This is a genomic window from Haloferula sp. A504, assembly GCF_044385805.1.
In the GTDB taxonomy this organism is placed as follows: Bacteria; Verrucomicrobiota; Verrucomicrobiia; order Verrucomicrobiales; family Akkermansiaceae; genus Haloferula.
The window spans coordinates 69599-93890 of record NZ_JBISBU010000013.1; the positions used below are offsets into that span (position 1 = coordinate 69599).

The window sequence follows — 24292 nt, forward strand, 5'->3', positions numbered from 1 at the left end:
ATCAGTGGGCTTCGCCCGCGGCCTCCCGGGGGGCGAGGGTGCTCCCCACCATGCTGAGATCCAGGGGCTGGATCCCTAGCTCCGGAGCGGGAGACCCTTCCTTGAAGCGGAAAATCTTCCGATCAAACGCTTCCCGGTCGAACAGGGGATCCGCGAACAACAGCCCCACCTTCGCATCGCCGCGCCGCGCGACCGGGACCAGATCCTCGCCGGGACTCGGGCCGCCCTTTTCACCCCGGGCGTACAGAAGCGAGTTTGAAATGCGTTCGAAGTCGTCGAAGACGTATCCATCCGGGCCGTCATCCTTCCTGCCCTTCTTCTTTTTCAACCGCCCGAGGCCGGGCTCGCTCAGGTAGTAGACGAAATGGTCGAGCTGCGTTTCACACCACCGCTTGTTGGTGAGACGTGCGCAATCGATCGCAAAGTTGTTCCGGTACTCACCCGGCCCCTTCATCACGAACATCATGCTGGTTCGCAATCCGACGTTGTTCGTGATGGTGGTCGGCGGGGAGTGGTCATCGAGCCGGATGTAGCCGCGGTCCCCACTGATGTCGTGAAGGAAGTTCCGATCCGCGATGTTTCCTCCACCCATTCCGGAGAAGTAGATCCCGTTGCCATCGTGAAGCTGCTGCATCACGCGGTAGATCTCATTCTCCACGATCCGGTTTTCGCGGGCGTGGAAGAGCGGCTCGAGCTGCTCGATCGTGAGCTTGCTGTCCGGAGTGACCTTCCCGCCAAGAAACGCCTCGATCTCGTCCATCCGGAGGCTGGTCACCCACTCGCGCCGGTTCCGCAGGATCCTGGAAAGCGTGATGAACCCCGGTCGGCAGCCGCTGATGACGATCCCGTTGTATCCCAGATCGTGAATGGTGTTGCGGCTGATGAGGTTGTGCCCGCTCTGGGCCACGAAGATGGCGGGCGAGTGGGTGTAGATGGTGCCGATGTGGTGGAGATAGTTGTTCGTGATGGTGTTGTCCCGGTTCTCATCCTTCGTGCCCGGGGCGTAGCCGCTGAGGAGAATGCCGGTGCCCCCGAGATGGGCGAAGATGCTGTCCGCGACGGTGATGCGCTGGCAGAACAGATCCAGACGCACCCCGGTCCCGCTGCTGGCTTCAAAGGTGCAACCCCGGACCACACAGTCCTCAGCGTGGCGAAAACGCATCAGGGCGTTTCCCTTGTCATACATCTCCCAGTCATGCTGGATGCCCTGGTCGTCTTTCTGCCAGGTGTCCCGCAGCCCGTGGCGGAAGGTCAAGCCCTCGAAGTTGAGGAATCCCACCCGCTCGCCGTCTTCGACGCCTTCCACCCGGATGAACTCCTGCAGGAACGGGGCGCGCAGATCGGCCTCCTCGAGGGGGCCTTCCGGCCAGAGGTAGACGCGTCCCTCCTTGCTGTTGAACACCCACTCGCCCGGCTCGTCGAGGTAGTCGATGGCATTCTCCACGAAATACTTGTTCTCCGGGGAGATGCCATAGGTGGAGTCGATCCCGTAGATGGCTTCCCGACGGGTCGCGTCGATTTCCGCAAGCGGCAGCAGGTTGACCAGCCAGACATGCCTTGGGCTCAGCAACAACTCGATGTCGGTGAGGTTTTCCCAGTCCCGGAGATCCCGGTCATTGTAGCGGAAGGTCCGGGTGAAGACCGCCATGTCCCCCTTGAAGTCCTGCCGCCGGAACTTCTTCGGCTGGGTGTTGAAAGGGTCGAGAACCTGCTCGCTGGACGCCTTTAGCTCGCCGGAGCGCGACCGCTTCAGCATCCTCGTTCCATCGTACAGCGATGTGATGGACCATTTGCCCCGCAACCCAGACGGGATCTCGCAGTACCAAAGACGGTCCTTTGCGGCGGGAGCGACGCCGTCCGGCGGATCCGTGACCTTCTTCCAGCCGGTCAGTTTCCGGCTGCCGGTGAAGACAGGTTTCTCATTCGGATAGGCCCGGTAGGTGATGGGGAACTGCTGGGTTCCCGAATCCTCGGGCGTGAAAAGGATGGTCTTCTCCAATGGGTATTCCCCTCCCCTCACCATCACGGACACGGGGCTCGACAATCCGTCGGCCACCAACCGCCGGACCGCAAGCCGGGCGGCGTCCAGCGTGGCGAACGGGCCGTCGGTCCTGCTCTCATTGGGCGACGCAAGCCTGCCGGACCAGGAATCGTTGCCGGTGGGTGCGACATGGAACAGCTCCTGCTCCGTCGCCGCACGGAGCCCTTGGAGACACGGGAAGACGAGGACCAGAAGGGTGAGGCAGGCGGTTTTCATGGCGTGTCGATCCCGCAGGAGCCGTGCGGGCACCGGGAGTTTTCGTTGGATACAAGCATCATGTCTGTCGACCGGGTGGGATGTTGGCTTTTCTTGGGAACTGCTCATTCCCCATCGGAGTCACGTTTCCCCGATTTCCTTTTCGTTTGAGGTGGCTCCCAACCCGGTTTGAGTTTTTGGAAGGTGTCGTAATGCCGCCGATACTCCTCCATCTCGGACCAGGAGTCGCCCCGCTGGGGCTGAGTGACCCGGCCTTCCGGGTAGTCCTTTCCCTCCGCGCTGGCCTGCACCGACGCCACCACCTTCTCGACCTCGGCCTTCATTTGTGCCACTCGATCGGGATGATCGGCGGACGCATCGGTCGTCTCTCCCGGGTCCTCCTCCAGGTTGAACAGCGACCACTTGGCATCTCGGCCTTTCCCATCACTCAGGAGTTTGAATGCGCCATCGATCAGGGCGGTTCCCTTGGTCAGAAAGGGGAGCGGTCGCCTGCGTTCCGGGACGGCTCCCTCGAGGAGCGGGACGATGCTTTCCCCGTCGTGCACCGCCAGCATGGAATCCTCCGGCAGGTCCAGCAGATCGACCAGGGTCGGCATGATATCCATCGTCGAAGCCGGGAAGTCGGTCACCGCCGGCTTGACTCGGCCCGGCCACTCGATGATGCCCGGCACCCGGATACCGCCCTCGTTCAGGCTGCCCTTGAAGCCCTTGAGCCCACCCACCGAGTCGGGATCCGTCGAAAGCCCCCCGTTGTCGCTGGTGTACCAGATGAGCGTGTTCTTCTCGATCCCGAGATCGCGCAGCCCCTTGCGCAGCATGCCGACGCTGCGGTCCAGGGCGACGATCTCCCCGAGCTGGTCGCCGTGCTTTCCCTCCGGGAAGCCCTGCCGATCCTCCGGCCTGCCGTTGAACGGGAAGTGCGGCGAGCCATACCAGATGACGGTGAAGGTCGGGCGCGCCCGGTTCTCCCCGATGAACTTGAGCGCCTCTCGGACCATCAGCTCCGACGACTCGCCTTCCAGGCATTCGAATTGACCGTTGCGGCTCATCAACGGATCCACGTCGAAGTAGTTGGTGGCCGACAGCCACAGGTCGAATCCATAGTGACCGGGGTGGTTGGGATCGTCGGGCAGGATGGGCATGCCCGACCCTTTCACACCGTTCAGGTGCCACTTGCCGAAATGTGCGGTCGCGTAGCCCGCCTTCCTGAGTGCCTCGGGCAGCGTCTTCTCCTGGAGACACAGCCGCTTATGCAGACCCGGAACGCCGGTGCGCGCAGGCAGGCGCCCGGTGAGGACGGACGCCCGGGTCGGCGAGCAGACCGGGGCCGCCGCATAGAAGCGGTTGAAGCGGATCCCGGACGCGGCCATCGCGTCGAGGTGCGGCGTCTTCAGATGGGGATGGCCGTTGTAGCCCACCTGGCCCCATCCCTGATCATCGGCCATCACCAGAATCACATGAGGCCTTTCCGGCTCGGCCAGAACTCCGGAGGCCAGGCAGCCGATCAAGACCAGCGGCAGAATGCCCCTCCAAGCAGATCCGATTCGGGAGGCCTCCCAGGTGCCATGCACCCCGCCTCTTTTTTGCATACTCCGGTCGTTCACTCTCGTGCCAGTGGGGAGGAGAGTCAATCAAGCCTCCAGGCCATCCACCAGTCCCCAAAGCGGGGACGATGAAGGGCCGCCTCTTCACTCGGCCGTCGTTCCCCCGCTGGTTCCAAGCGGAGAAATAGTGAGAATGGCGCTGGCTCGCGTCGTGTCCCCGTTTTGGGGACTTGCCCCGACCAAACTCTCATTTTTAGGCTTTCCTCAATTCCCGTGGGTCGGATCGAATCGCGCTTGAAGGTATTCTCTCGGGTTGCATTCGGACGAATTCTTCACCCAATGCCGGTTGTTGCCGGTCTTTGGCATCATCCAGACACGTCCGGTCAGAAGCTTCTCCGTTTTCTCCACATGAAGGACCAGCCGGGAGTCCTCGGCGGTGCCGACGACCGGAAGCCCGAAAGCGCTGGAAGATCAGGGAGCCTTGAAATCGACGAAGGTGCCGAGCCGCAGACAAAGACGTCCGGTTCGGCCCGGCACCAGGAAAGAACCATGAGAACCCAAAGATGGATCCATGCGATCGTGGGATCGCTAGTCTTTGCCGCGGGCGGGGCGCCCGCCGTTGCCAGCGACTCCTTCTCGGTCGACGACCTCCGCTGCGAAGACCTGGTGAACCCTGTGGGCATCGATGCGGCCAAGCCGAGGCTGAGTTGGCGGATGGAGGCGGAGCACCACGGAGCGGCACAGACGGCTTACCGCGTGCTCTGCGCGACGTCCCCTGAATTGCTTCAGGAGGGGGCGGCGGACCTGTGGGACTCGGGCAGGATCGAGACCGACCGGAGCCGGCATATCGGATACGGAGGGAAGAAGCTCCCGCGTGGCGTGCGCTGTCACTGGACCGTGCGGACATGGAACGAGAAGGGAGACGCCTCCGACTGGTGCCGTCCCGGTTCCTGGACCACCTTTGACATGACGTCTTCCGGCGACTGGAAGGCGGAGTGGATCACGCAGAGCCACAAGGGTTCCGCGACTCCCTGGCTGCGCCGGTCGTTCCAGCTCGAGGACGCCCCCGAAAAGGCATTCATTTACGTCAATGCGCTGGGTTACTTCCAGCTGTTCATCAATGGCGAGAGGGTCGGGAGCGATGAGTTCGCTCCGCATGTGGGGCAGTATGACAAGCGCACATTCTGCATCACCTACGATGTGGCGAAGTACCTGCGGCAAGGGAAGAACACGCTCGGCTTCTGGCTGGGAAGCGCGTGGAACCGCCGCGGGGCAGGCGTGAAGACGACCCCTTCCGTGCGGGCGCAGCTCGAGATGGTGGATGCCGGGGGCAAGGCAACGACCGTGATCACTGATCGGAAGTGGCGGGCCAAGCCCAGTTCAATGTCCCATACGGGCGGGTGGAAGTGGAACGACTTTGGGGGCGAGGTGCATGATGGCCGGCTGGACGAGCCCACCTGGGCGAACCCCGACCATGACGACAGCGCCTGGTCCCCTGCGGCGCCGGGCAATGTCTCCACATCCGCCATCTCTGCTGAAATGCTTCAGCGCAGTCGCGTCATCGAAACGATCCTTCCGGTGAAGGTGGAGAGGGTCGGGGCCGCCACGTCCGCCCCCTCGTGGCTGGTCGACATGGGCAAGGCGATGACGGGGACCTTCGAGATCACCTTCCCAAAAGCTCCAAAGGGGCACGAAGTTTCGATGGAGTTTGGCGACTCGATCGGCAAGGGCGGGCGGCTCAACAGCTTCAGGCAGGCAAGCATCTACATCTGCCGCGGCAGCGGCACCGAGCGGTTCCGGAACCGCTTCAACTACGCCAGTTGCCGCTACATCCGCATCACCAACGCCCCCGAAGGCGAGATCACCCCCGATGACATCAAGGGCTTCCTCATCAGCACGGATCTGCCCAGGGCCGGCACGTTCAGGTGTTCGGATCCAACGCTCAACGGAATTCAGGAAATGACCGAGCACACCCTTCGCTGCCTCATGCTCGGAGGCTACCAGGTCGACTGCCACTCCCGGGAGCGCCAGGGTTATGGGGGCGACGCGCACTCGTCGCTGGATACCACGCTCTGCCTGCTGCGTTCCGACGCCTTCTACCGCAAGTGGACGCGGGACTGGGTTGACCAGCAGGAACCCGATGGCGGGCTGACCTACACGTCGCCCGCCTCCAGCCACGGCGGAGGTCCGTTCTGGTGCGGCTTCCTCACGGCCGCCACCCTCAAGCACTACCATCACTACGGCGACCTCTCCATGGTCGAGCGCAACTACCCGGCCATCAAGAAGTGGCTGGAACTCGCGCAGAGCAAGACGGTGGATGACCTGCAGCAGAAGTTCTGCGGTGGATGGTATCTCGGCGACTGGGCCTCGCCGCAGGGAATCGACGACAAGAAGAATGCCGAAATCTTCATCCAGCCCTACATGTGCCACGCGCTCGAGCAGGCAGCCACGCTCGCGGATGTCCTGGGCAAGAACGGGGACGCGGCAACCTTCCGCCGCTGGGCCCGGGCCCGCGGCGAAGCGACGCATCAGAAGTTCTACGATCCGCAGGGCGGGAAATACGGCAGCGGCGACCAGGTGACCTACATCCTGCCACTCGCGGCGGGGATCGTTCCCGAGGCGTTGAAGGACGGGGTCTTCGCCGGATTCGAAAACACGCTCAGGGAAAAGAACAAGGGGCATCTGTCCACCGGCCTCTCGGGCACCTACATGATGGTCCAGTACCTGCAGGGCATCGGCCGCGACGACTTGATCCATCTCTTCGCCTCAAAGACGACCTACCCGTCATGGGGCTACATGATTGAAAACGGGGCCACGGCGACGTGGGAGCACTGGAACGGCAAGGCCTCCCGCATCCACAACTGCTACAACAACATCGCCTCGTGGTTCATCCAGGGACTGGCCGGCATCCGCCCGGATCCGGCTGAACCCGGATTCAAGAACGCGGTGATCCGGCCGGCCATCCTTGATGATTTGAGCCAGGTGGAAGCCAGCCACGACTCGGTTTACGGGACGATCCGCAGCCATTGGAAACGCGAGGGGAACACGATCACGATGAACGTTCGCATCCCCGCCAACTCCACGGCGACCATTCATGTCCCCGCCACCGACACCGGGAGTGTGGCGGTCAACGGCCGGCCGGTCGATGCCGCCCCGCATGTCGAACTCGTCCAGGTGCAGGACGGACGGGTGCTGCTGCAGGTCGAGTCGGGCAGCTATGAGATCGTCAGCAGATAGCGCCTGCCCGCCGCCGGGATGGAATTCGCCCGTCCGCCAGGATTGAACGAAGATGAAGCGACAATCGACGCCGCCGTGATCAGGGTCAGCTTGATTGACAAGGAATTGCTTTCCGGGCCGGCCGAGACCGGCCCGCCACTGGGCGGCTCAGGGATCGGGCGGGAGGGGGTTCGACGTACTCCTCGCCGACGATGCGGAAACTCTCGCGGAAACCTGTCTCCGGCTGGAGCTGGACAAGACGCCCCCTTCCTTCCCGCGCCTTCTTCAGAACTCCCGGCCACCCATTCTCTTCCAGTTTCTTGCTCGGAGGAAGACCCGTGGTGCAGAGGCGAAACCGATTCTCAAGACCGGCTCTGCCCAATCCTACCGCGCGCCCAAGGACCGCCTGCGGCTTTGGTTCGAATGGCCGAGTTACCGATTGAAATCACGGCTGTCCAAGTGGACCCATTCATGTTCCTTGAATTCGCCCGTTTCGCGGTTCGTGTTGCTCGCGACTCTTGATCAGCCCATGACCTGCTCCAACGCATGAACTTCCCTGGAATCACTTCCGCCGCTCGCCTGGGACTGGTGCTTGCCCTGCTCCAGTCGGAAGCGCTGGCAGGCGAATTGATTGCCCTGACCTCCGACCGCGATATTCGTGAGAACGGCACCTTGTGGGATGTCACGAGGACGGTTCTCCAGCCGGGCGGATCCGGCGATCCCGCGCTGGATCGCTGCAGCGTGCTTGTCTTCCAGTTGCCGGATCTCGGCGGGGTCGCAGAGCCCTTTCAGAACGCGAGCCTGCGCGTCCAGCTGGCGGATACCACCGCCAGCTCATCGACCACCCTGCCCGATGTCGATCTCTACGGACTGGGTCGGCGATCCAGCCCCGAAGTGCTGGTCAGCGACTACTACGGGGAAACGGCGGTCCCCGACCCGACGAATGCCACACGCCTCCAAGCCAGCTTCCTGACCAAGGACTCGCCGAACGGATTGATCGAAACCAACCCCATCGGCATCGGCGCCCTGCGGTCCTACCTCAATGAACAATACGCCAGCGGTGCGGGAATCGGGGACTACGTCTTCCTGAGGCTGAGTACCACTTCGCCCAGCTCGGCGGTCAGGCGCTACACCCTCCTCTCATCGGACGGAGGTTCGAACGAACCGAACGTCACCAAGCCCCGCATCGTTTACAATGACTCCAGCATTTCCTTGCTGCGCCCGTTCATCTGGGTCGATGACGACGACAAGGCGGGGATCAACCAGAAGATCGCCGAGCAGCCCTGGGCGGCGAGTGTTTACTCGGGGATGGTGAGCCGCGTTGCGGCGGACCTGGGCCGCCATCAGTCGGACCGTGACGCCTATCTCCGTGAGATGCCCATCCTCTGGAATGAAAGCCCGCCGGCCTTCAAGACCATCCCTGCCTACTCGGAGAGCTCGGTTCGGTTTGCCATCGTCAACAAGTTCAACGACGCGCTGGATTCGGCGGTTCTGTTCTATCTGAGCGGGGATGAGAAGTACGCCCGTTGTGCGGCCGACATCCTGCACAACTCGATCCAGGCCCTGCTGGCGGTGTCGCCCTCGACGAACACGACGAACGGCGGCTGGATTTTCCAGAATGACCTGCTGAAAGAAGCCCGGGCCATCGGTTGCCAGCTTCCGATCGTCTATGATTTCCTGTTCAACTGGCTTCTGGTCAACCAGGTCCATGACGTCGCTTCCGCGCAGATGGTGGACTTCGACTTCGACGATGCTCAGGAGGTGTTCCGCACCTACGACCAACTGTGCCGGGATCACGGGAATGGAGACAACAACTGGTCGGCCCTGATGTCGGTCTGCCAGATGAACAACCTGCTGGCGCTGGACTCGAAAACGGAACGCGATGCCGCCCTCCAGGTGCTGATCCACGATGGAACGTCGCGGCAGGCCTCGATTGTGGATGATTACAACACGGCCTACTCCGACCCCGGCGATGTCTGGCCCGAGTCGCTGCAGTATGCCAATGCGGTATCCACGCTTCGCTCCTTCGAGATGGCGGTCTGCGAGCGCTTCGATCCGTCAACGAACCTGTTCGCCAACTATCCGAACCTGCCGACGAGCGTCTCGCGCCTGCTCTATTTCCGATACCCGAACAAGGTCGACCAGATCAGCTTCGGCGACGGCCCCCGGGATGTGGAGAGCGAACCCTACTTCTATTACGAACTCATCTACGCCCATGCCCATGAGATCGGCGACACGCAGCTGATCGAGAAATACGGTCCGCTGATCAAGGCGGGGATTGATGCCGGGCGACACAATCGATCCGCCCTGGCGGACTTCATTCCGCTCGGTGCCCAGAACACCCACCTGCAGCTGCTCTGGTTCGCTCCCACCGTCTCCGGGGTTGCCGGTGAGCCCGAGCTGCCGAGGACGGACGAGCTGCCCTTTGCCGGGATCTTGCTGCAGCGGAATGTGCCGGAAACCAGTGCCTTGAACTACGGGCTGATGGGCTTTGTGGGCGGCGCCTCCTTCACGCACAGCCATGCCAGCGGCATGAGCATGGAACTCTACGGGGCGGGGCACGTGATGGGGGCCAAGTCCGGGCGGAGCGACTATGGCACCACCCTCCACGAAAACTACTACCGCCTCTTCGCCTCCAACAACACCGTCATCGTCAATGGCGCCTCGCGGGGTGACGGGGGCTGGCAGGACATCGGCATCAACAAGGTGCAGCGCGTCGCGATGGAGCCCGAGCCCTTCGAGGAGGCGGTCTCCGATGTCTTTTCCTTCACCTGCAGCTCGTTTCAGGACGACAAGGGCACCCAGGCCGAAGCCGGCCAGCAGCGCACGCTCGCGATCGTGCGCAGCTCGCCGACCACCGGTTTCTATGTGGATGTCTTTCGCTCGGACTCGAGCCTGGACAACGAATACCACGACTACATCTACCGGAACATCGGCGACCTGAACCCGGCCATCCAAGCCGATGGATCCATCCTCAGCCTGACGAGCTCCCCGAATCGATTCCAGAGCGACATCGGCGATTCCTACCAGCAACCGGGCTGGCGTTACTTCAGCGATACCAGCGTCTCCACCGCGACCTCGGATCCTCTCTTCGTTCGCTTCAAGGCGACGATCGGCGGGCGCGTGAGCCGAATGGACATGCGCATGCCGACCATCGCCAGCCGCGAGATCGCGAGAGTGGCTTCGCCACCGATCGTCGACGCCCCGTCCCCCTACCATTCCAGAAACGCGCCCGCGGTCGTCGTTCGTCAGACGGGTGAGGCGTGGAAGAATCCCTTCGTCAGCGTCTTCGAACCATCGTTCGAATCCGACGGCTCGACCGTGCAATCGGTGGAAGCTTTCTCGCAGGGCGGCGTTGTCCGGTGTGTGAAGGTCGAGAGCGTGGTCGATGGTGAGAGTGTGACGCATTATGTGGTCAGCAATCCCCAAGCCACGCAGACGTTCAGCAACAGTGGGATCGGGATCAGCTTCACCGGACGGTTCGGCATCGTGGAGGATCGTGAGGACGGAACCGTTCGAATGTATCTTGGTGCGGGCAGCGCCATCCAGTATCAGGGAAACAGCCTCACCTCCAACGGAGGGGGCAACACGCAGGCGGAGGCCGTGCTCGTTCCCTATTTCGATCCCTCCGTCCGCAGCAATTCGGCCATCACCGTGACGGAGGCGCCGAAGCAGGGCTATGCGCTTTGGGCGTCCACCCACGCGCCGAACAGCCTGCCGACTGACGATTTCGACCAGGACGGGGTGATGAACGCCGTCGAGTACGTGCTGGGAGGCAGCCATCTCGCGAACGACTTGGAGAAGCTGCCCACCGTGACGCGGGAGGGCGACCGCGTGGACTTCCGCTTCCGGCGTTCCCAGGCCTCCATTGACGGTCAGACCACCTTGCAGGTCGAGGTCGGCAATTCGCCGGATGACCTCGCCGAGATCCATCCCGTGCCCGATGGAGCGGTATCTGCAAGTCCGGGTCTGAGTGTGGTCAAGGACGTCGTCAGCGGCTATGACGAAATCACCTTCAGCATGGAGGTGGATGCCGCCGAGAAGAAGTTCATCCGCCTCCGAACCACCCCCTGATCAAGCCCCTGGCTTGCCACTCGTGTCATCGTCGGAGATTCCGGGTCTCACTCGGAAGAACCCCGTCTCGCCGGGTATCTCGCAGGTCCAGTTGCCTGCCGGCACCGTCTCCGGATCGTCGATCCCGATTCCCCGCGATTATCGCGAGGGCTAACGGCTTATCAGTTTTTCCCACGCCTCCATCGACCGCGAAAGATTCTCCTTCGCATCGATCTTGATATTGAAGCACTGGAGGCCCACCGCTCCCCGGTAATCCATCCCGCGCAGCATTCCCAACAACCCGGCTTGATCGAACGTGCCCTCGTCCAGCGGGCGGATCAGCGTACCCCAATCCTTGCCATCCGCATCCGCGCCACAGATGCTCACACTCCAAAGCCAGGGTTTCGCCTCCCGGAGTGTCGCGGCGAGATCATCGCCGCTCTGGACTTTCAGAAAGTGGCAGAGGTTGAACGCCACCCCCACATTCTCCATTCCCGCCGCCTTGGCAATGCGCGCCGCGTGATCCACCCGCTCGATGTGGAAATTGACGTGCGGATAAAGCACCACCTTCAACCCCGCATCCTTCGCCAATCCGGCGATTTCCCGGACAAAAGCGACCGCCTGCTCGTCATTCGGATTCCTCCCCCTCTGGACGTAGAGTTCCACCAACGCGCCGGTTCCCTTCAGATGGTCGATCGCCTCGGCCACTTCCCTGCCATACTCGAATCCATCCGCACTCACCTTGCCGCCAACGTAGACACTGAAAACCTTGAGCCCCTCGCCCTCGCATGCCGCCAGCAAACCCGCCACATCCCGCGGATAAACCGAACCGATCCCGGCGTAGCCCAGCTTCTTCACCGCACGCACCCCTTTTTCCAACGACCCGAACTTCACCCCGTTTTGAAACGGATAAAAGGCAGGCGCGAACGGCGCCTCCTCCGCTCCACGCATTGGCATCACGAGACAAACGAAAATCAGCAGAGCACGCATCTTGCTGCCGCTACGCGGCCCGCAACCTGGATCTGTCATCCACCGCCGGGCCCCGGCTTGTAAGACATTTCCAAACCCGCTCGTTTCCACCGCCCATGAGCGTCACCGCCGCCCGACCCGACCCGACCCGCCGCAAGCTCCTCGGCTGCCTGGCAGCGGCCACCGCGCCCCTCATCATCCCGTCGCGCCTGCTGGGCAAGGATGCTCCATCGAACAAAATCACCCTCGGGTTCATCGGTGTGGGTTCACATGGCATCTCCCGCAATCTCGGAACTTTCCTCAACCAACCCGACGCCCGCGTCATCGCCGTATGCGACGCGCGGAAATCCTCCGCCGCCAAGGCCAAACAGACCGTCGATCAACACTCGAGATCCACCAACTGCCTCGTCTATCAGGACTTCCGCGAAGTCATCGCCCGCACTGACATCGACGCCATCGTCATCTCCACCCCCGACCACTGGCACGTCCCGATGTCGCTGGCCGCGCTGCGTGCGGGCAAGGACGTGTTCTGCGAAAAGCCCAGCCTCACCATCACCGAGGGCCGCGAACTGGTCGATGAGGTCGCCAAGCGCAACGCCGTCTTCCAATGGGGGCTCGAAGACCGCTCGCTCATCAAATACCACCGCCTCGCAGGCTGGGTCCGCAGCGGCATGATCGGCACACTGAAAACCGTCGAGGTCACCCTGCCCCACAATCGCCCCTACCCAAAAGAATCCCCCGCCCAGGTGCCCCGGGATCTCGATTGGAACCTCTGGCTCGGCCCGGCCCCGTTCCACCCATACACCAAGAATCGCACCCACCCGCAGCACTGGCGGATGATCCGGGACTACAGCGGCGGCGTCATCACCGACTGGGGTTCCCACCTGGTCGACACCGCGCAAATCGGTGCCGCCATGGAACACAGCGGCCCGATCGAAATCACCGGCACCTGCGACATCCCCGACCCCGCCACCTCCGAAAGCAGCGTGCCGTACAACTCGAAAGTCCGCTATCGCTATGCCAACGGCGTCGAGATCTCCGTCGCCGAAGGCGAAGTGGACATCCGGTTCGTCGGCAGCGACGGATGGGTGCGCTGCAAGGGATGGAACGGGGAATGGTCGGCCAGCAATCGCGACATCCTCCGCAACGACACCTTCCCGGAGTCCGCCCGTTTCTGGCCACTTCCCCCGATCGAACACCGCGACTTTCTCGACGCCATGAAATCGCGCGGCAAACCCGCCTATCATGTCGAAGCCGGCCACCGGCTCTGCACCACCCTGCATCTCGGCCACCTCGCCGCACGCTCAGGCAGGAAGATCCGTTGGAATCCGGAATCCGAAACCTTTGCCGATGGCGACACCGAAAGCGTCAAAAGCCCGATCTACCGCCGTGAGGCGCGCGACTGGGAGGCAGGGCATCACGATTGAAGAGATCCCTCCAAGCCCGCCGTGCGTCGCCCCGTCCGCTTGCCACGAACTGACACCCACCGCATATTCCCCCGCTCTAGATTCCCTAGTCGGGAGCCACGCCTGCCGGTCCCGCCTTGCCACGCTGCGGAACATTCGTCTCCGGGAGATGCCGTGAGAGGCTGGCAATCACGGCAGCGTGCTCCGGTTCGGGATTCCCCGCCGCGAGGTTCTTCCACTCGTTGGGATCGTTCCGGTGGTCGTAGAGTTCCTCGCCGCCGCCCGCATAGCGGATGTATCGCCAGCGTTCGTCGCGGATCGCATGGTTGCCTTGGCCGAGGGTGGAAATGGCAACGTGGGGCCAGGCGGCGTTCGGGTTCTCGAGAAGCGGCCGCAGGCTGACGCCCTCAAGCTGCGGATTTGGCGGCAGGCCGCACAGATCGACGAGGGTGGGATAGATGCTCAGCAGTTCGACCGGCTTGCCGGAGGTGCCGGTCAAGCCATCCGGCACACTGATGATCAGCGGAACGCGGGTGGTGCGTTCCCAGAGCGAGAATTTCGACCACCGCTGCTTCTCCCCGAGGTGGTATCCGTGGTCGGAGAACAGGACGATGATCGTGTCGTCCGCATGGGGTCCGGCGTCGAGTGCCTCCAGAAGCCGTCCGATCTGTTCATCGGTCCACCGGATGCAGCCGAGGTAGGCACGGACCGCCAGGTCCCACCGGTCCTGCTGCAGCATCCAGTCGTGGGTGGGAATCTTCGGATTGCGGCGGGTGAGCAGGTCCGCCGCATTCGGGATGTCATCCCAATCGTTCGGGTCCACCGGCGGACGCTGAATGTCGGGCAGGGCGTCGTAGATCCGTTTTGGCGGGAAGAACGGGACGTGCGGCCGGTAGAAACCGGTCGCGAGAAAAAAGGGCGCCCCATGATCCTTGCCGAGCTCCTTGACTGCCCAACTCGCGACGATGTGATCGACAAACTTGCTCTCATCGTAATCCTGCGGACCGAAATCCCAGATACGGTGCCACTGGCGATCCCGATGAATCGGCTGGTCGGCCCCGTTCCTCCACTGGCCGGGCCGCGGTCCATCCACCTGCGACTGCCCCAGCGTTCCATTGTGGAAGATCTTCCCGACCGTCAGGGTCTTGTAGCCATTCGCGGCAAAGTAGGCCGGCAGGCTGGTGTGCGATTTGAGGAAGGCGGGCTCGTTCTCGACCGGGTAGTGATTGTCGTAGAAGCCTGTGGACGAGGGACGGCGCCCCCACAGCAGGCTGATCCGCGACGGATTGCACATCGTTCCCTGGCAGTGGGCGGTGCTGAAAAGCATCCCCCGCGCGGCAAGGCGGTCGATGTTCGGCGTGAACGTCTGCGGATGCCCGCCAAGGAGCCGACCCAGTCATTCAGATCGTCGACCCCGATAAGGAGGACATTGGGCGGTTGGGTTTCGGACCGGAGAATACCGGGAATGAGACTTGCCGCCATCACGGCGAGCCTGATGGATCTCAAGATCATGAGCGTGTCTTGTTCATGCTGCGGACCCGCGTCATCATGACGCCAGGACATGCCTCTTCTTGTTCGAATTGCTGATCGGTTCAAGCCACTCTGCCGTCGCTGGTGCCTGTCCCCACGGTGGTCGGAAGCCCGCCCCGGCGCTTTGCGGCAACCCGCTGCTTATCCACCACAGAGGACGCTCGCTTGGCCTTTTCTCCATTGAATCTGGGGAAGAAGTGGTTGAGTTTTCGGTAACGTTTGGTGATCCGAGACCTTTCCAAGCAGGTGGGAAGTAAAGATCCAGACCCCGGAACGACCCGGGACGATGGCCAGCAGTTGCAGGAGTTCGTCCAGCAACTGACGGCTTCCCAAACCAGGATTCACGCCTTCATCGCTTCGCTGATGCCGGGCAGCCCCGACGTCAGTGACGTCCTCCAGGAAACCAACCTCACGCTCTGGGGCAGCCGGGGCCGCTACCGTCCCGGTTCGAATTTCCTGGCCTGGGCATTCTCCATCGCCCGCTACCAGGTGCTCACCCAGCAGAAGCGCGACAAGCGCAACAAGCGGCTGGTGCTCTCCTCCCACCTGCTGGACCTGCTCGCCGAGGAAGTGCCGACCGACGAGAGTCACGATGCCTTTCTGAGGGCCCTCGAAGGCTGCAAATCGAAGCTCACGCAAGACCAGCGGGACCTGATCGACGCCCGCTACCGGCCCGGTCATTCGCTGGAGTCCCTCGCCCAGCGGACGGGGCGCAAGGCATCCGCCCTGCGCGTGGCGCTGATGCGCATCCGGATCAGCCTCCGGGAGTGCATCGAACGAACCCTGAACGAACGCCCCGCATGAACCCGGAGTCCCTGGAGGATCTGCAGTTCCGCATCCTCGCCTTGCTGGATGGAACCCTGGACGAAAGCGGGGTGACGCGCCTCGACGCCGAGCTGCGGGAGTGTCGGGACGCGCGTGAGCTCTACCGGAATCTCGCTCTTCTGCACATCGCCCTGCAGGAAGAGGCGGCTGGCAGGTCCGGCATCGAGCACGTGCCGGTCATTCCCATCGAGCGGCTGCTCGCCCGGCAGCGGCGCCGGATGGTCAAGGGCTCGCTGCTGGCGGCGGCGGCCGTGCTGCTGATTTCCGGGCTGGTTCTGTGGGTGACAATGGTCCCGCGCGCACCGGCACCCGTGGCGGATTTCCAAGTCGGGCCCGACTCCAGCTTTACCCTGAGTCACACGGGCGAGGATGTGGAGGCGAAAGGCAGGGTCCTCCAGGTCGGCTCGCAGCTTGATCTCGATCACGGCACCTTGGAGGCGACCTTCGAATCCGGAATTCGCTGCGTGATCGAGGCACCGGCGCACCTGGAGGTCCTCGCGGAGAATCATGTCCGGCTGCGCGAGGGAAGCCTGTGGTCCGAGGTGCCGCCCGCGGGCGTGGGCTTCACCGTCCAGACCGCCCGGTTCTCGGTCGTGGATCTCGGGACGGAATTCGGCGTCGTGGCTCCGGCCAAGGGTTCCCACGAGATTCACGCCATCAAGGGCTCGGTGGCGGTGACGATGGCAGGCAGCGGCGATGACGGCACGCGGACGGTTCTCAGGGCGGGCGAAGCCCACAAGGTCGCGGCCGGGGGCGGTCTGGACAAGATCCCGGTCCGGCGCGGAGATTTCGTAACCCGTCTTCCACAGCGGATTTTCGTGGTCAATCCCAGCTTCGAAATGGACCGAAACCCCGATCCGGGAGGCGACTTCCGTAAAGGGGATCGGGGCGACTTGGGGGGGCAACTGACGGGCTGGATCGCCCAGAGTGGCAAGCCAACACAGGTCCATGTCGGTTGGGGCGGGCTTGATGAGTCCGAGCTGCACCCGTATCCCCCGGCAAAGGGCCGGAATTCCCAGACCTTGTCGCTGATGTCCGGTGCAAGCGTCCTGAACGTGACCGGCACTCCGTGGTCCAGCCTGGAAGTCGGCGACAAGTTGACCCTCACGATCGCGCTGGGTTTGCGTGAACTCCGATGGAATGATCAGACGTTCTTTGGTTTGACCGACGGGGACTTCTCGCCCCGGGGCGTCCCGACCATGGAGGATACGGTCGCGAACTCGGGCCGGATCGCGGTCAATCCGGCCACGGGGGACCTCTCCGGTAACGGCAGCTTCCGCGATGTGTCCTTCGTGCACACGGTCCGGGAAGCGGATCTTCAGCGACCCGGAAAGATCGGCATCCTCCTCGTCGGGCTCGGCTCATCGCGCGACGGAGAGAAGCAGCATGGCTTCTTCGACAACGTCCGCCTCCACCGCGAAGCGAGTCCCGGTGCCTCGCAGGAGCGGCGCTGAACGCCCTGAATCTACGGGTTTTCCGGTGCCGTCGCCGGATTCCTGCGAAAAAATCTGTAACGTTCCCGCTGTCCGGAGCCTTCCCCAATGGTTGCCGTCAAAACGGTTCCCCCAGTCGATCACAGCCAAAATGAAAATGAACAAACCGACACAGACGCTGCTGGCGCTCGCTGCGCTGGCCGTCCCCGCGCAGGCCGCAGTGACTGCCTCCTACCTCGGCACGCAGGCCAACATGACCGATTGGCGGACCTCGAGTGTCGCCAAGACCTACGACCCCGACGGCGATAACATCCTCGGCACGGACGGGTATTACCTCTTCGGCGCGGCCGGAGAGAACACCACTGGGGTAAATGCTGCCAATGGTGGCTTGTTCTCTCTGCCGAGCTACCTCGGCGTCACGAGTGGGTTGACCCAGGCCCAATTCGGCTATGCGTTAATCGACAATCCGGTGGATGGGACTCCTGCGGATATCGTCAGCGGGACGACTTCAGGAGCTGTCACCGCTGTAGATTCTCTGATTGCCACGATCACCTTTACTTCAGGCGTGCCATCCGACTTGGTCATCACCCTGATGAACGACAATTTAACCGGTGCTCCGACCTTTGGTTTCGACCTCCGGGCGTCTGACGGCACGACCGTCCTGGCCACGGTCAATTCATTCACCCAGACCGATGTCCCGGATTGGCACTCCTTCGATCTCAGCGGTATCACTGCCGGAGATTCGGTGCAAGTGTGGGGCTTGACCAACCCTGGCAATACGATCCGTACCACCCTTCTTGGGGGCATCACCTTCGACGTGGTTCCCGAACCGTCATCCGTTGGCTTGGTGGGGCTGAGCATGCTTGGTCTTCTGGTTCGCAGAAGGCGCAGCTAATCCGGGACGTCATTTCCAAATCGAGGTCCCATCGACAGCCTGCAAGCAAAGGCGGCCGTCTGTGGGGCCTTTCCGCCCACCCCCCTCCAACCCCGGCCCGCAGGGTTCTTTCCGCCGGCTCCTGAAAAGGCGATTTCCTGGCAACAGCAACTCAGTTTTGAGGAACTTGTGGAAGCCTTTGATCCATCGACTGATAGGAATTTGCCTTTTGCATGAAATTGCCCCGACTCATCCTCCTCTCAGCCGCTTGCCTCTGTCCCGCGTTGTCGGCCATCGACCCGCCGCCACCGGACAAGCCCAACATCATCATCATTTTCATGGATGACGTCGGCTACAATGACCTGGGCATACAGACCTATCCGAGCACGACGGATTACTACCCGGACGCCGGGCCCGCCTCCGCTCAGACCGTGGGCACCAACATGCCCGAACCGAACCTGGCGCGCCTGCTGACGCCCCGGATCGATTCACTCGCCACCGAGGGAATCCGCTTCACCTCCTTCCATGCCAATCCGAGTTGTTCCGCCGCGCGTGGCTGCCTGATGACCGGCCGCTACCGGACCCGGATCAACATTCCAAGTGATGGTACAAGAGCCGCCTTCTGGCCCACCAGCAACACCGGGTTGAATACCACCGAGGTGACACTTCCGGAACTTCTGCGCGAGCAGGGCTACACGACCGGCTTGGTCGGCAAGTGGCATCTCGGCTACAATCCGACCCAGACACTCGCGTTCCAGATGATGCCCACCCGCCATGGCTTTGAGGAATTCTACGGCTTGCCCTACAGCAACGACATGCCCTCGCTCCAATTGATTGAGGGAGAAACCATCCTTGATAACGATGTCTCCGCCTCGACGGAACAGGCCCAACTCACCTGGAAATACACCGAGCGGGCGCTTGACTTCATCGGCCGAAAAGCCGCGGGGAACAAACCCTTCTTCCTGATGCTCGCCCATTCGATGACACACCGCCCCACGGTGCCTTCCGACCGTGAGTTCACGAATGCCGATGGGACGACATGGCCGAAATTCCAGGACACGAGCGGCTTTGGCTACTACTACGATGTGATCAAGGAGGTCGATCATAGCACGGGGCGCATACTCGACCTCTTGGACAGCCTCGACATCGCGCAGAACACACTGGTGATTTTCACCTCGGACAACGGCCCCTGGAATCTGAATGGGCTTGGGCTGGACCTGGAAGAGAATGCCATGGGGAGCGCCTACCCGCTGCGGGACTTCAAGCAATCCAGCCTGGAGGGCGGGGTGCGCGTGCCCTTCCTGATGCGCTGGCCCGCGCAGATCGGGGCCGGGGTGGTGACCGGTCAACTCGCCGGCCTGACTGACATGCTGCCTACCCTGGTCGGGCTGGCGGGCGGCACGCCCCCCCAGGATCGCACGATCGATGGAGTGGACCTGTGGCCCATCCTCTCCGGGCAGGCGACGAGCCTCTCCCGAAACTACGCCATCGATGAAAATGTCGGCGCGATACCCGCCACGATCCTGAGCGGCGACTGGAAACTGAGAAACGGTGCCCTCTATAACCTGGCCACCGACATCCAGGAAACAACCGATCTGTCCGGAAATCCCGCTTATGCGTCCCAATTGTCCGACCTGCAGTCGCAGCTCACCGCCGTGCAAAACTCGATTTCGTCCGAAAACGAGCCCGCGGGCACCTACACCAGCTACGAAGTTCTGCTGAGCACGGATACGGTGAACTTCGGCGAAGGGCAAACCGGGGACTTCACGGTCCGGTTGTCCCACGACCCCGGCACCACCGTCACCGTGCGGACCACTCGCTTCTCGGGAGACACGACACTGACCGTGGCTGGGGGGGCGACGCTCAACTTCAACACCTCGAATTGGTCTGAATGGCAGACGGTGACCTTGACCGATGCCGCCGACGGAATCGGGAGCGCCGCGACCATGCGGGTGACCATCGACGGCCAGGAGCCCGTCCGCGAGGTTTTCGCCATTTCCTCCGATGACTTCGCCGAAACCACCGCCAGCTATCTTGGAACGCAAGCCGACATGACCGGGTGGCGGACCTCGAGTGTCGACAAGACCTACGACCCCGACGGCGATGACATTCTCGGTACGGAAGGGTATTACCTTTTCGGCGCGGCCGGAGAGAACACCACCGGGGTAAATGGTGCCAATGGTCCTTTGTTCTCTCTGCCGGGTTACCTCGGCGTCACGAGCGGGTTGACCCAGGCCCAATTCGGCTATGCTTCGATCGACAATCCGGTGGATGGGAGCCCTGCGGCGATCGTCAGCGGGACGAGTTCAGGAAATATCACCGCTGTAGATTCTCTGATTGCCACGGTCACCTTTGGTTCCGGCGTGCCATCCGACTTGGTCATGACCCTGATGAACGACAATATTACCGGCGATCCGGCCAGCGGTTTCGACCTCCGGGCATCGGACGGCACGACCGTCCTGGCCACGGTCAGTTCGTTGACCAGGAACGATAGCCCGGATTGGCACTCCTTTGATCTCAGCGGCATCACTGCCGGAGATGAGGTGCAGGTGTGGGGCTTGACGGGCGTTGGCCGGACCACCCTTCTTGGAGGCATCACTTTCGACTTGGCTCCTGCTGTCGGCTTCGATGCGTGGGCGACCGGTGGCGAGACCTTCGAAGGCGACGCCAATGGAGACGGGGTGCCGGACGGCGTGGCCTTCCTCCTCGGTGCGGACACCCCGGCGACCGACGCGACGGGCCTGCTTCCGACGCTCGGTGAGGCGGGCGGAGACCTGGTCATGACCTTCTCCTGCCTGGCCGCGGCCGCCCGCGGGGCGTCGCTGCTCAATCTCGAGTATGACGGCGACCTGGTCGCCCCGTGGCTCAGTGTGCCGGTACCCGGCGCGGTTGGGGATCCCAACCCGATTGTGGAGCCCACCGCCTCCGGCAGCGTCAGTTTCGTGGCGACCGATGGAGGCACGAATGGCGAAGGCGATGCCCTGATCGACATCGTGGCGACCATCACCGACGCCACCGAGTCCGCGACAGTCAGGCTCTTCGGGCGCCTCAAGGGCACCGTTGCTTCCGCCCCCTGAATCGACCTCATGAAACCGAGCCAACCCCCGGGTTGTGGGCGCTTCGTGATGGAAAAGTTGAGTGACGCGAGAGCCAAGCGATCTCACTCCACCACGGCCTTGTGCCTGACTTCACGAACAGGAAAGACCAAGTTCTGTTCATGAACCAGATCACCCGGACATCCGCCATGAAACTGCCGTTGCTTCTCATCCTCCCCCTCATCACGGTGCTCTGTCATGGTGCGCAGACCATGGATCTCTCCGGTCGATGGTCCTTCCAATTGGATGCCGACAAGGTGGGTGTCGATCAGAAATGGTATGGCAAGGCACTCGAGGATTCGGTGAACCTGCCCGGCACGACGGACGAAAACCGGAAGGGCCTCCGCAACACCGAGCGCGTCGACGACCGCCTGGCCCGGCCGTGGAAATGGATCGGAGCCGCATGGTATCAGCGTGAAGTGGACGTCCCCGGGGACTGGGAAGGCAAGCGGGTGACCCTCTTTCTCGAGCGCACCAAGAATTGTCAGGTCTGGGTCAACGGAGTCTACTGCGGCTGGGACGACAGCCTGAGCGCACCGCATGTCCACCAGCTCACCGAGGCCATCCGGCCCGGCGCGAAGAACACCATCACCCTGCTGGTCGACAACTCCATCATGCCGCCGGTCGGTCCCTCGCACGCGGTGGACGAGCGCACCCAGACCAACTGGAACGGGGTGGTGGGGCGGATGGAGCTGCGGGCCACCGACCGGGTGTGGATCGAGTCGGTAAAGGTGCTGCCGGACATCGAAACCAACCGGGCCAATCTCAGGGTGATGATCGGCAACCAGACCGGGGCCGATGCGGAGGTGGAAATCCGGGTGCGCGGCCGCAGTGTCAACGTCGACCAGCCCGAGACCTTTGATGAACTGAGCGGCCCGGTGAAGGTCGACAAAGACGGTCGCGAATGGACCTCCACCTACACACCGGAGAAGACGATGCCACTGTGGGACGAGTTCAATCCGGCGCTGATGGAACTCGAACTTGAGATCAAGCGCGGCGCGAGCGTGGAGAGCAAGACCGTGCGCTTCGGCATGCGCGAGTTCACCCGCGACCGCAACCTGCTGCTGATGAACGGCAAGAAGGTGTTCCTGCGCGGCCGCATCGACTGCTGCCTTTACCCGCTCACCGGCTACGCCCCGATGGACATGCAGTCCTGGCTCAGGATTTACGGCATTCTCAAGGACTGGGGCATCAACCACGTGCGCTATCACACCTGGTGTCCGCCGATGGCCTCCTTCGAGGCGGCCGACGAACTGGGTTTTTATCTCCAGCCCGAACTGCCCAACAAGCGCAGCGCCTTCAAGGCTCCGGACAATGCGGATGCCGCCGAGTACAACATCGACTACCTGGCCGTCAACGACTCGGATGCCAAGGTCTCGCTCTACGATTACGGCAAGCGGGAAGGCGAGTTGATCCTGCAATATTTCGGCAACAGCCCCTCCTTCACCATGTTCACCCTCGGCAACGAACTGGGCCGCAACGAGGGCATGTTCGAACTGGTGCGCCACTTCCGCTCCATCGCCCCGGACAAGCTTTACGCCCAGGGTTCCAACAACATGCACTGGAATCCGAGTTTTGCCGAGGGCGACGACTTCTGGGTCGCCAAGGCCATCACCGACGATCGCGGCAACCCGCTGCCGCTGCGCGGTGCCTACTACCACTACACGAATTACAAGGGACACATCGACCATCAGCCGCCCTCCACCATGGTCTGCTACTCGGACACCATCAGCGGGGTGCCCGCTCCGATGATTTCCCATGAGAACGGGGTCTACGAGGTGTTCCCCGACTTCAGCGAGATTCCCAAGTTCACCGGAGTCACCCGCGGCTGGAACTACGAGTTGTTCAAGGAACGGCTCGAGGCGACCGGCATGGGCGATCAGGCCAGGGACTTCCAGCGGGCCTCGGGTGCTCTGGCTGCGATCTGCAAGCGCGAGGACATCGAGTCCGCGCTGCGCACCCCCGATCTCGGCGGCTACCAGTTGCTCGACATACAGGACTTCGCCGGTCAGGGCACCGCGCTGGTCGGCATGCTCGACCTCTTCATGGACTCGAAGGGCATCATCACCCCGGAAGAGCGCCGCCGTTACTGCAACCCGACCGTGCCGCTGTTGCGGGTGAAACAGTATACCTGGACCCGGGATGAGCCCATCCGCGGACGGGTGCAGGTCTCGCATTACGGGCCTGAGGACATGGAGGACGCGGTGGTCACTTGGTCGCTGGTGGATCAGGCCGGCAAGGAGATCGACGGAGGTGCCTTCGATCCGGTGACACTGCCCCAGGGTGAACTCACCGAGATCGACCTGTTCTGTGCCAAGGTTCCCGCCGAGGGCCCCGCGCAAAAGCTGACGCTCTGGCTCCAGATCAAGGGCACCGAGTCGAGGAACAATTACCCCCTGTGGGTCTATCCACCCACGGTCGACACCCGTGTTCCCGAGGGGGTCCTGGTGGCCAAAAGCTACGCGGATGCCGGGACCCAGGCCCACCTTGCCAAGGGCGGTGCGGTGCTGCTGCTGCCCGATCCGGAGACCCTTCCCCACAGCGTGCCCTCCGCCTTCAAGGCCGGTTTCTGGTCGCCGATGTTCATGATGGGCGCGCGCAAGCGCGGTCTGGAGGATCCGCCGGTGACCATCGGCATGCTGTGTGACCCGGAGCATCCGGCCTTGCGCCATTTCCCCACCGGGTTCCACACCAACTGGCAGTGGTGGTACATCATCAGCAAGTCGCGCTTCATCATCCTCGACGAAACCGCCGGGGATTACCGTCCTTTGGTGCAAGCCATCGACAGCATCGGCCGGCTGCACAAGCTGGGCCTGATGTTCGAGACCAAGGTGGGCAAGGGCCGCCTGTTCGTCTGTGCCGCCGATCTGCAGGGCCATCTGGATCAGCCCGAGGTGCGCCAGATGCTTCACAGCCTGCTGCAATACGTCGGCAGTGAAGAGTTCAAACCCGGCCACGAGATTCCCGCAGACCTGCTCGATAAGCTGCTGGTGCCCTGAGTGCAGTGATTGTTACCTGTCATCCGTAAATGATTGGAAGCAACCGGACATCCTGGCATTTTGGCTGGCTGTTTGGTCTTTACCTCGCCTC

Annotated in this window: 12 protein-coding genes; 8 read left to right on the forward strand and 4 right to left on the reverse strand. The window is 62.7% G+C overall.

Annotation, left to right across the window (positions count from 1 at the left end):
• Position 1: 1 nt before the first annotated feature.
• Both ACG2LG_RS08805 and ACG2LG_RS08810 read right to left on the reverse strand, forming a co-directional pair.
• Positions 2-2257: a right-handed parallel beta-helix repeat-containing protein gene (locus ACG2LG_RS08805; RefSeq protein WP_396258212.1), complete on the reverse strand. Its 2256-nt coding sequence runs from the start codon at positions 2255-2257 to the stop codon at positions 2-4.
• 104 nt (positions 2258-2361) lie between these two features.
• Positions 2362-3828, reverse strand: coding sequence for a sulfatase (locus ACG2LG_RS08810; RefSeq protein ID WP_396258257.1), 1467 nt, complete (start codon positions 3826-3828; stop codon positions 2362-2364).
• Between the two features lie 522 nt (positions 3829-4350).
• On the opposite strand from ACG2LG_RS08810, the gene ACG2LG_RS08815 reads away from it, so the two are divergent.
• Together ACG2LG_RS08815 and ACG2LG_RS08820 are read left to right on the forward strand one after the other, a co-directional pair.
• A complete protein-coding gene (locus tag ACG2LG_RS08815) occupies positions 4351-7038 on the forward strand; it encodes a family 78 glycoside hydrolase catalytic domain (RefSeq protein ID WP_396258214.1) in 2688 nt (895 codons plus the stop codon).
• A gap of 525 nt (positions 7039-7563) precedes the next feature.
• Entirely contained in the window at positions 7564-11091 is a 3528-nt protein-coding gene (locus ACG2LG_RS08820; protein WP_396258216.1) for a hypothetical protein, read from the forward strand.
• A gap of 150 nt (positions 11092-11241) precedes the next feature.
• On the opposite strand, the gene ACG2LG_RS08825 is transcribed toward ACG2LG_RS08820, so the two are convergent.
• Positions 11242-12027: a sugar phosphate isomerase/epimerase family protein gene (locus tag ACG2LG_RS08825; RefSeq protein ID WP_396258218.1), complete on the reverse strand. Its 786-nt coding sequence runs from the start codon at positions 12025-12027 to the stop codon at positions 11242-11244.
• 128 nt (positions 12028-12155) lie between these two features.
• Here ACG2LG_RS08825 and ACG2LG_RS08830 point away from each other — a divergent pair, with 128 nt between their 5' ends.
• Positions 12156-13466 (forward strand): Gfo/Idh/MocA family protein, encoded by a 1311-nt coding sequence (locus tag ACG2LG_RS08830; protein WP_396258219.1) that lies wholly within the window; start codon positions 12156-12158, stop codon positions 13464-13466.
• A gap of 85 nt (positions 13467-13551) precedes the next feature.
• Here ACG2LG_RS08830 and ACG2LG_RS08835 read toward each other — a convergent pair whose 3' ends face one another.
• Complete coding sequence (locus tag ACG2LG_RS08835) at positions 13552-14772, reverse strand: sulfatase (protein ID WP_396258221.1); 1221 nt, start codon at positions 14770-14772, stop codon at positions 13552-13554.
• A gap of 425 nt (positions 14773-15197) precedes the next feature.
• Here ACG2LG_RS08835 and ACG2LG_RS08840 point away from each other — a divergent pair, with 425 nt between their 5' ends.
• The 5 genes from ACG2LG_RS08840 to ACG2LG_RS08860 all read left to right on the forward strand — a co-directional run bounded on the left by ACG2LG_RS08840 (position 15198) and on the right by ACG2LG_RS08860 (position 24201).
• Entirely contained in the window at positions 15198-15779 is a 582-nt protein-coding gene (locus ACG2LG_RS08840) for a sigma-70 family RNA polymerase sigma factor (protein WP_396258223.1), read from the forward strand.
• Positions 15776-17254, forward strand: coding sequence for a hypothetical protein (locus tag ACG2LG_RS08845; protein WP_396258225.1), 1479 nt, complete (start codon positions 15776-15778; stop codon positions 17252-17254). The genes ACG2LG_RS08840 and ACG2LG_RS08845 overlap by 4 nt, the downstream gene beginning before the upstream one ends.
• 130 nt (positions 17255-17384) lie before the next feature.
• A complete protein-coding gene (locus ACG2LG_RS08850; protein ID WP_396258227.1) occupies positions 17385-18128 on the forward strand; it encodes a PEP-CTERM sorting domain-containing protein in 744 nt (247 codons plus the stop codon).
• Positions 18129-18340: 212 nt separating this feature from the next.
• Entirely contained in the window at positions 18341-21184 is a 2844-nt protein-coding gene (locus tag ACG2LG_RS08855; RefSeq protein ID WP_396258229.1) for a sulfatase-like hydrolase/transferase, read from the forward strand.
• A gap of 140 nt (positions 21185-21324) precedes the next feature.
• Positions 21325-24201, forward strand: coding sequence for a sugar-binding domain-containing protein (locus tag ACG2LG_RS08860; protein WP_396258231.1), 2877 nt, complete (start codon positions 21325-21327; stop codon positions 24199-24201).
• Positions 24202-24292: the final 91 nt, after the last annotated feature.

Bases quoted from the DNA above. Each gene is read 5' to 3' on its own strand.
- ACG2LG_RS08805 (WP_396258212.1), bottom strand. From the start codon at position 2,257: ATGAAAACCGCCTGCCTCACCCTTCTGGTCCTCGTCTTCCCGTGTCTC.
- ACG2LG_RS08815 (WP_396258214.1), top strand. From the start codon at position 4,351: ATGAGAACCCAAAGATGGATCCATGCGATCGTGGGATCGCTAGTCTTT.
- ACG2LG_RS08820 (WP_396258216.1), top strand. From the start codon at position 7,564: ATGAACTTCCCTGGAATCACTTCCGCCGCTCGCCTGGGACTGGTGCTT.
- ACG2LG_RS08825 (WP_396258218.1), bottom strand. From the start codon at position 12,027: ATGCCAATGCGTGGAGCGGAGGAGGCGCCGTTCGCGCCTGCCTTTTAT.
- ACG2LG_RS08830 (WP_396258219.1), top strand. From the start codon at position 12,156: ATGAGCGTCACCGCCGCCCGACCCGACCCGACCCGCCGCAAGCTCCTC.
- ACG2LG_RS08835 (WP_396258221.1), bottom strand. From the start codon at position 14,772: ATGCTTTTCAGCACCGCCCACTGCCAGGGAACGATGTGCAATCCGTCG.
- ACG2LG_RS08845 (WP_396258225.1), top strand. From the start codon at position 15,776: ATGAACCCGGAGTCCCTGGAGGATCTGCAGTTCCGCATCCTCGCCTTG.
- ACG2LG_RS08850 (WP_396258227.1), top strand. From the start codon at position 17,385: ATGAAAATGAACAAACCGACACAGACGCTGCTGGCGCTCGCTGCGCTG.
- ACG2LG_RS08855 (WP_396258229.1), top strand. From the start codon at position 18,341: ATGAAATTGCCCCGACTCATCCTCCTCTCAGCCGCTTGCCTCTGTCCC.
- ACG2LG_RS08860 (WP_396258231.1), top strand. From the start codon at position 21,325: ATGAACCAGATCACCCGGACATCCGCCATGAAACTGCCGTTGCTTCTC.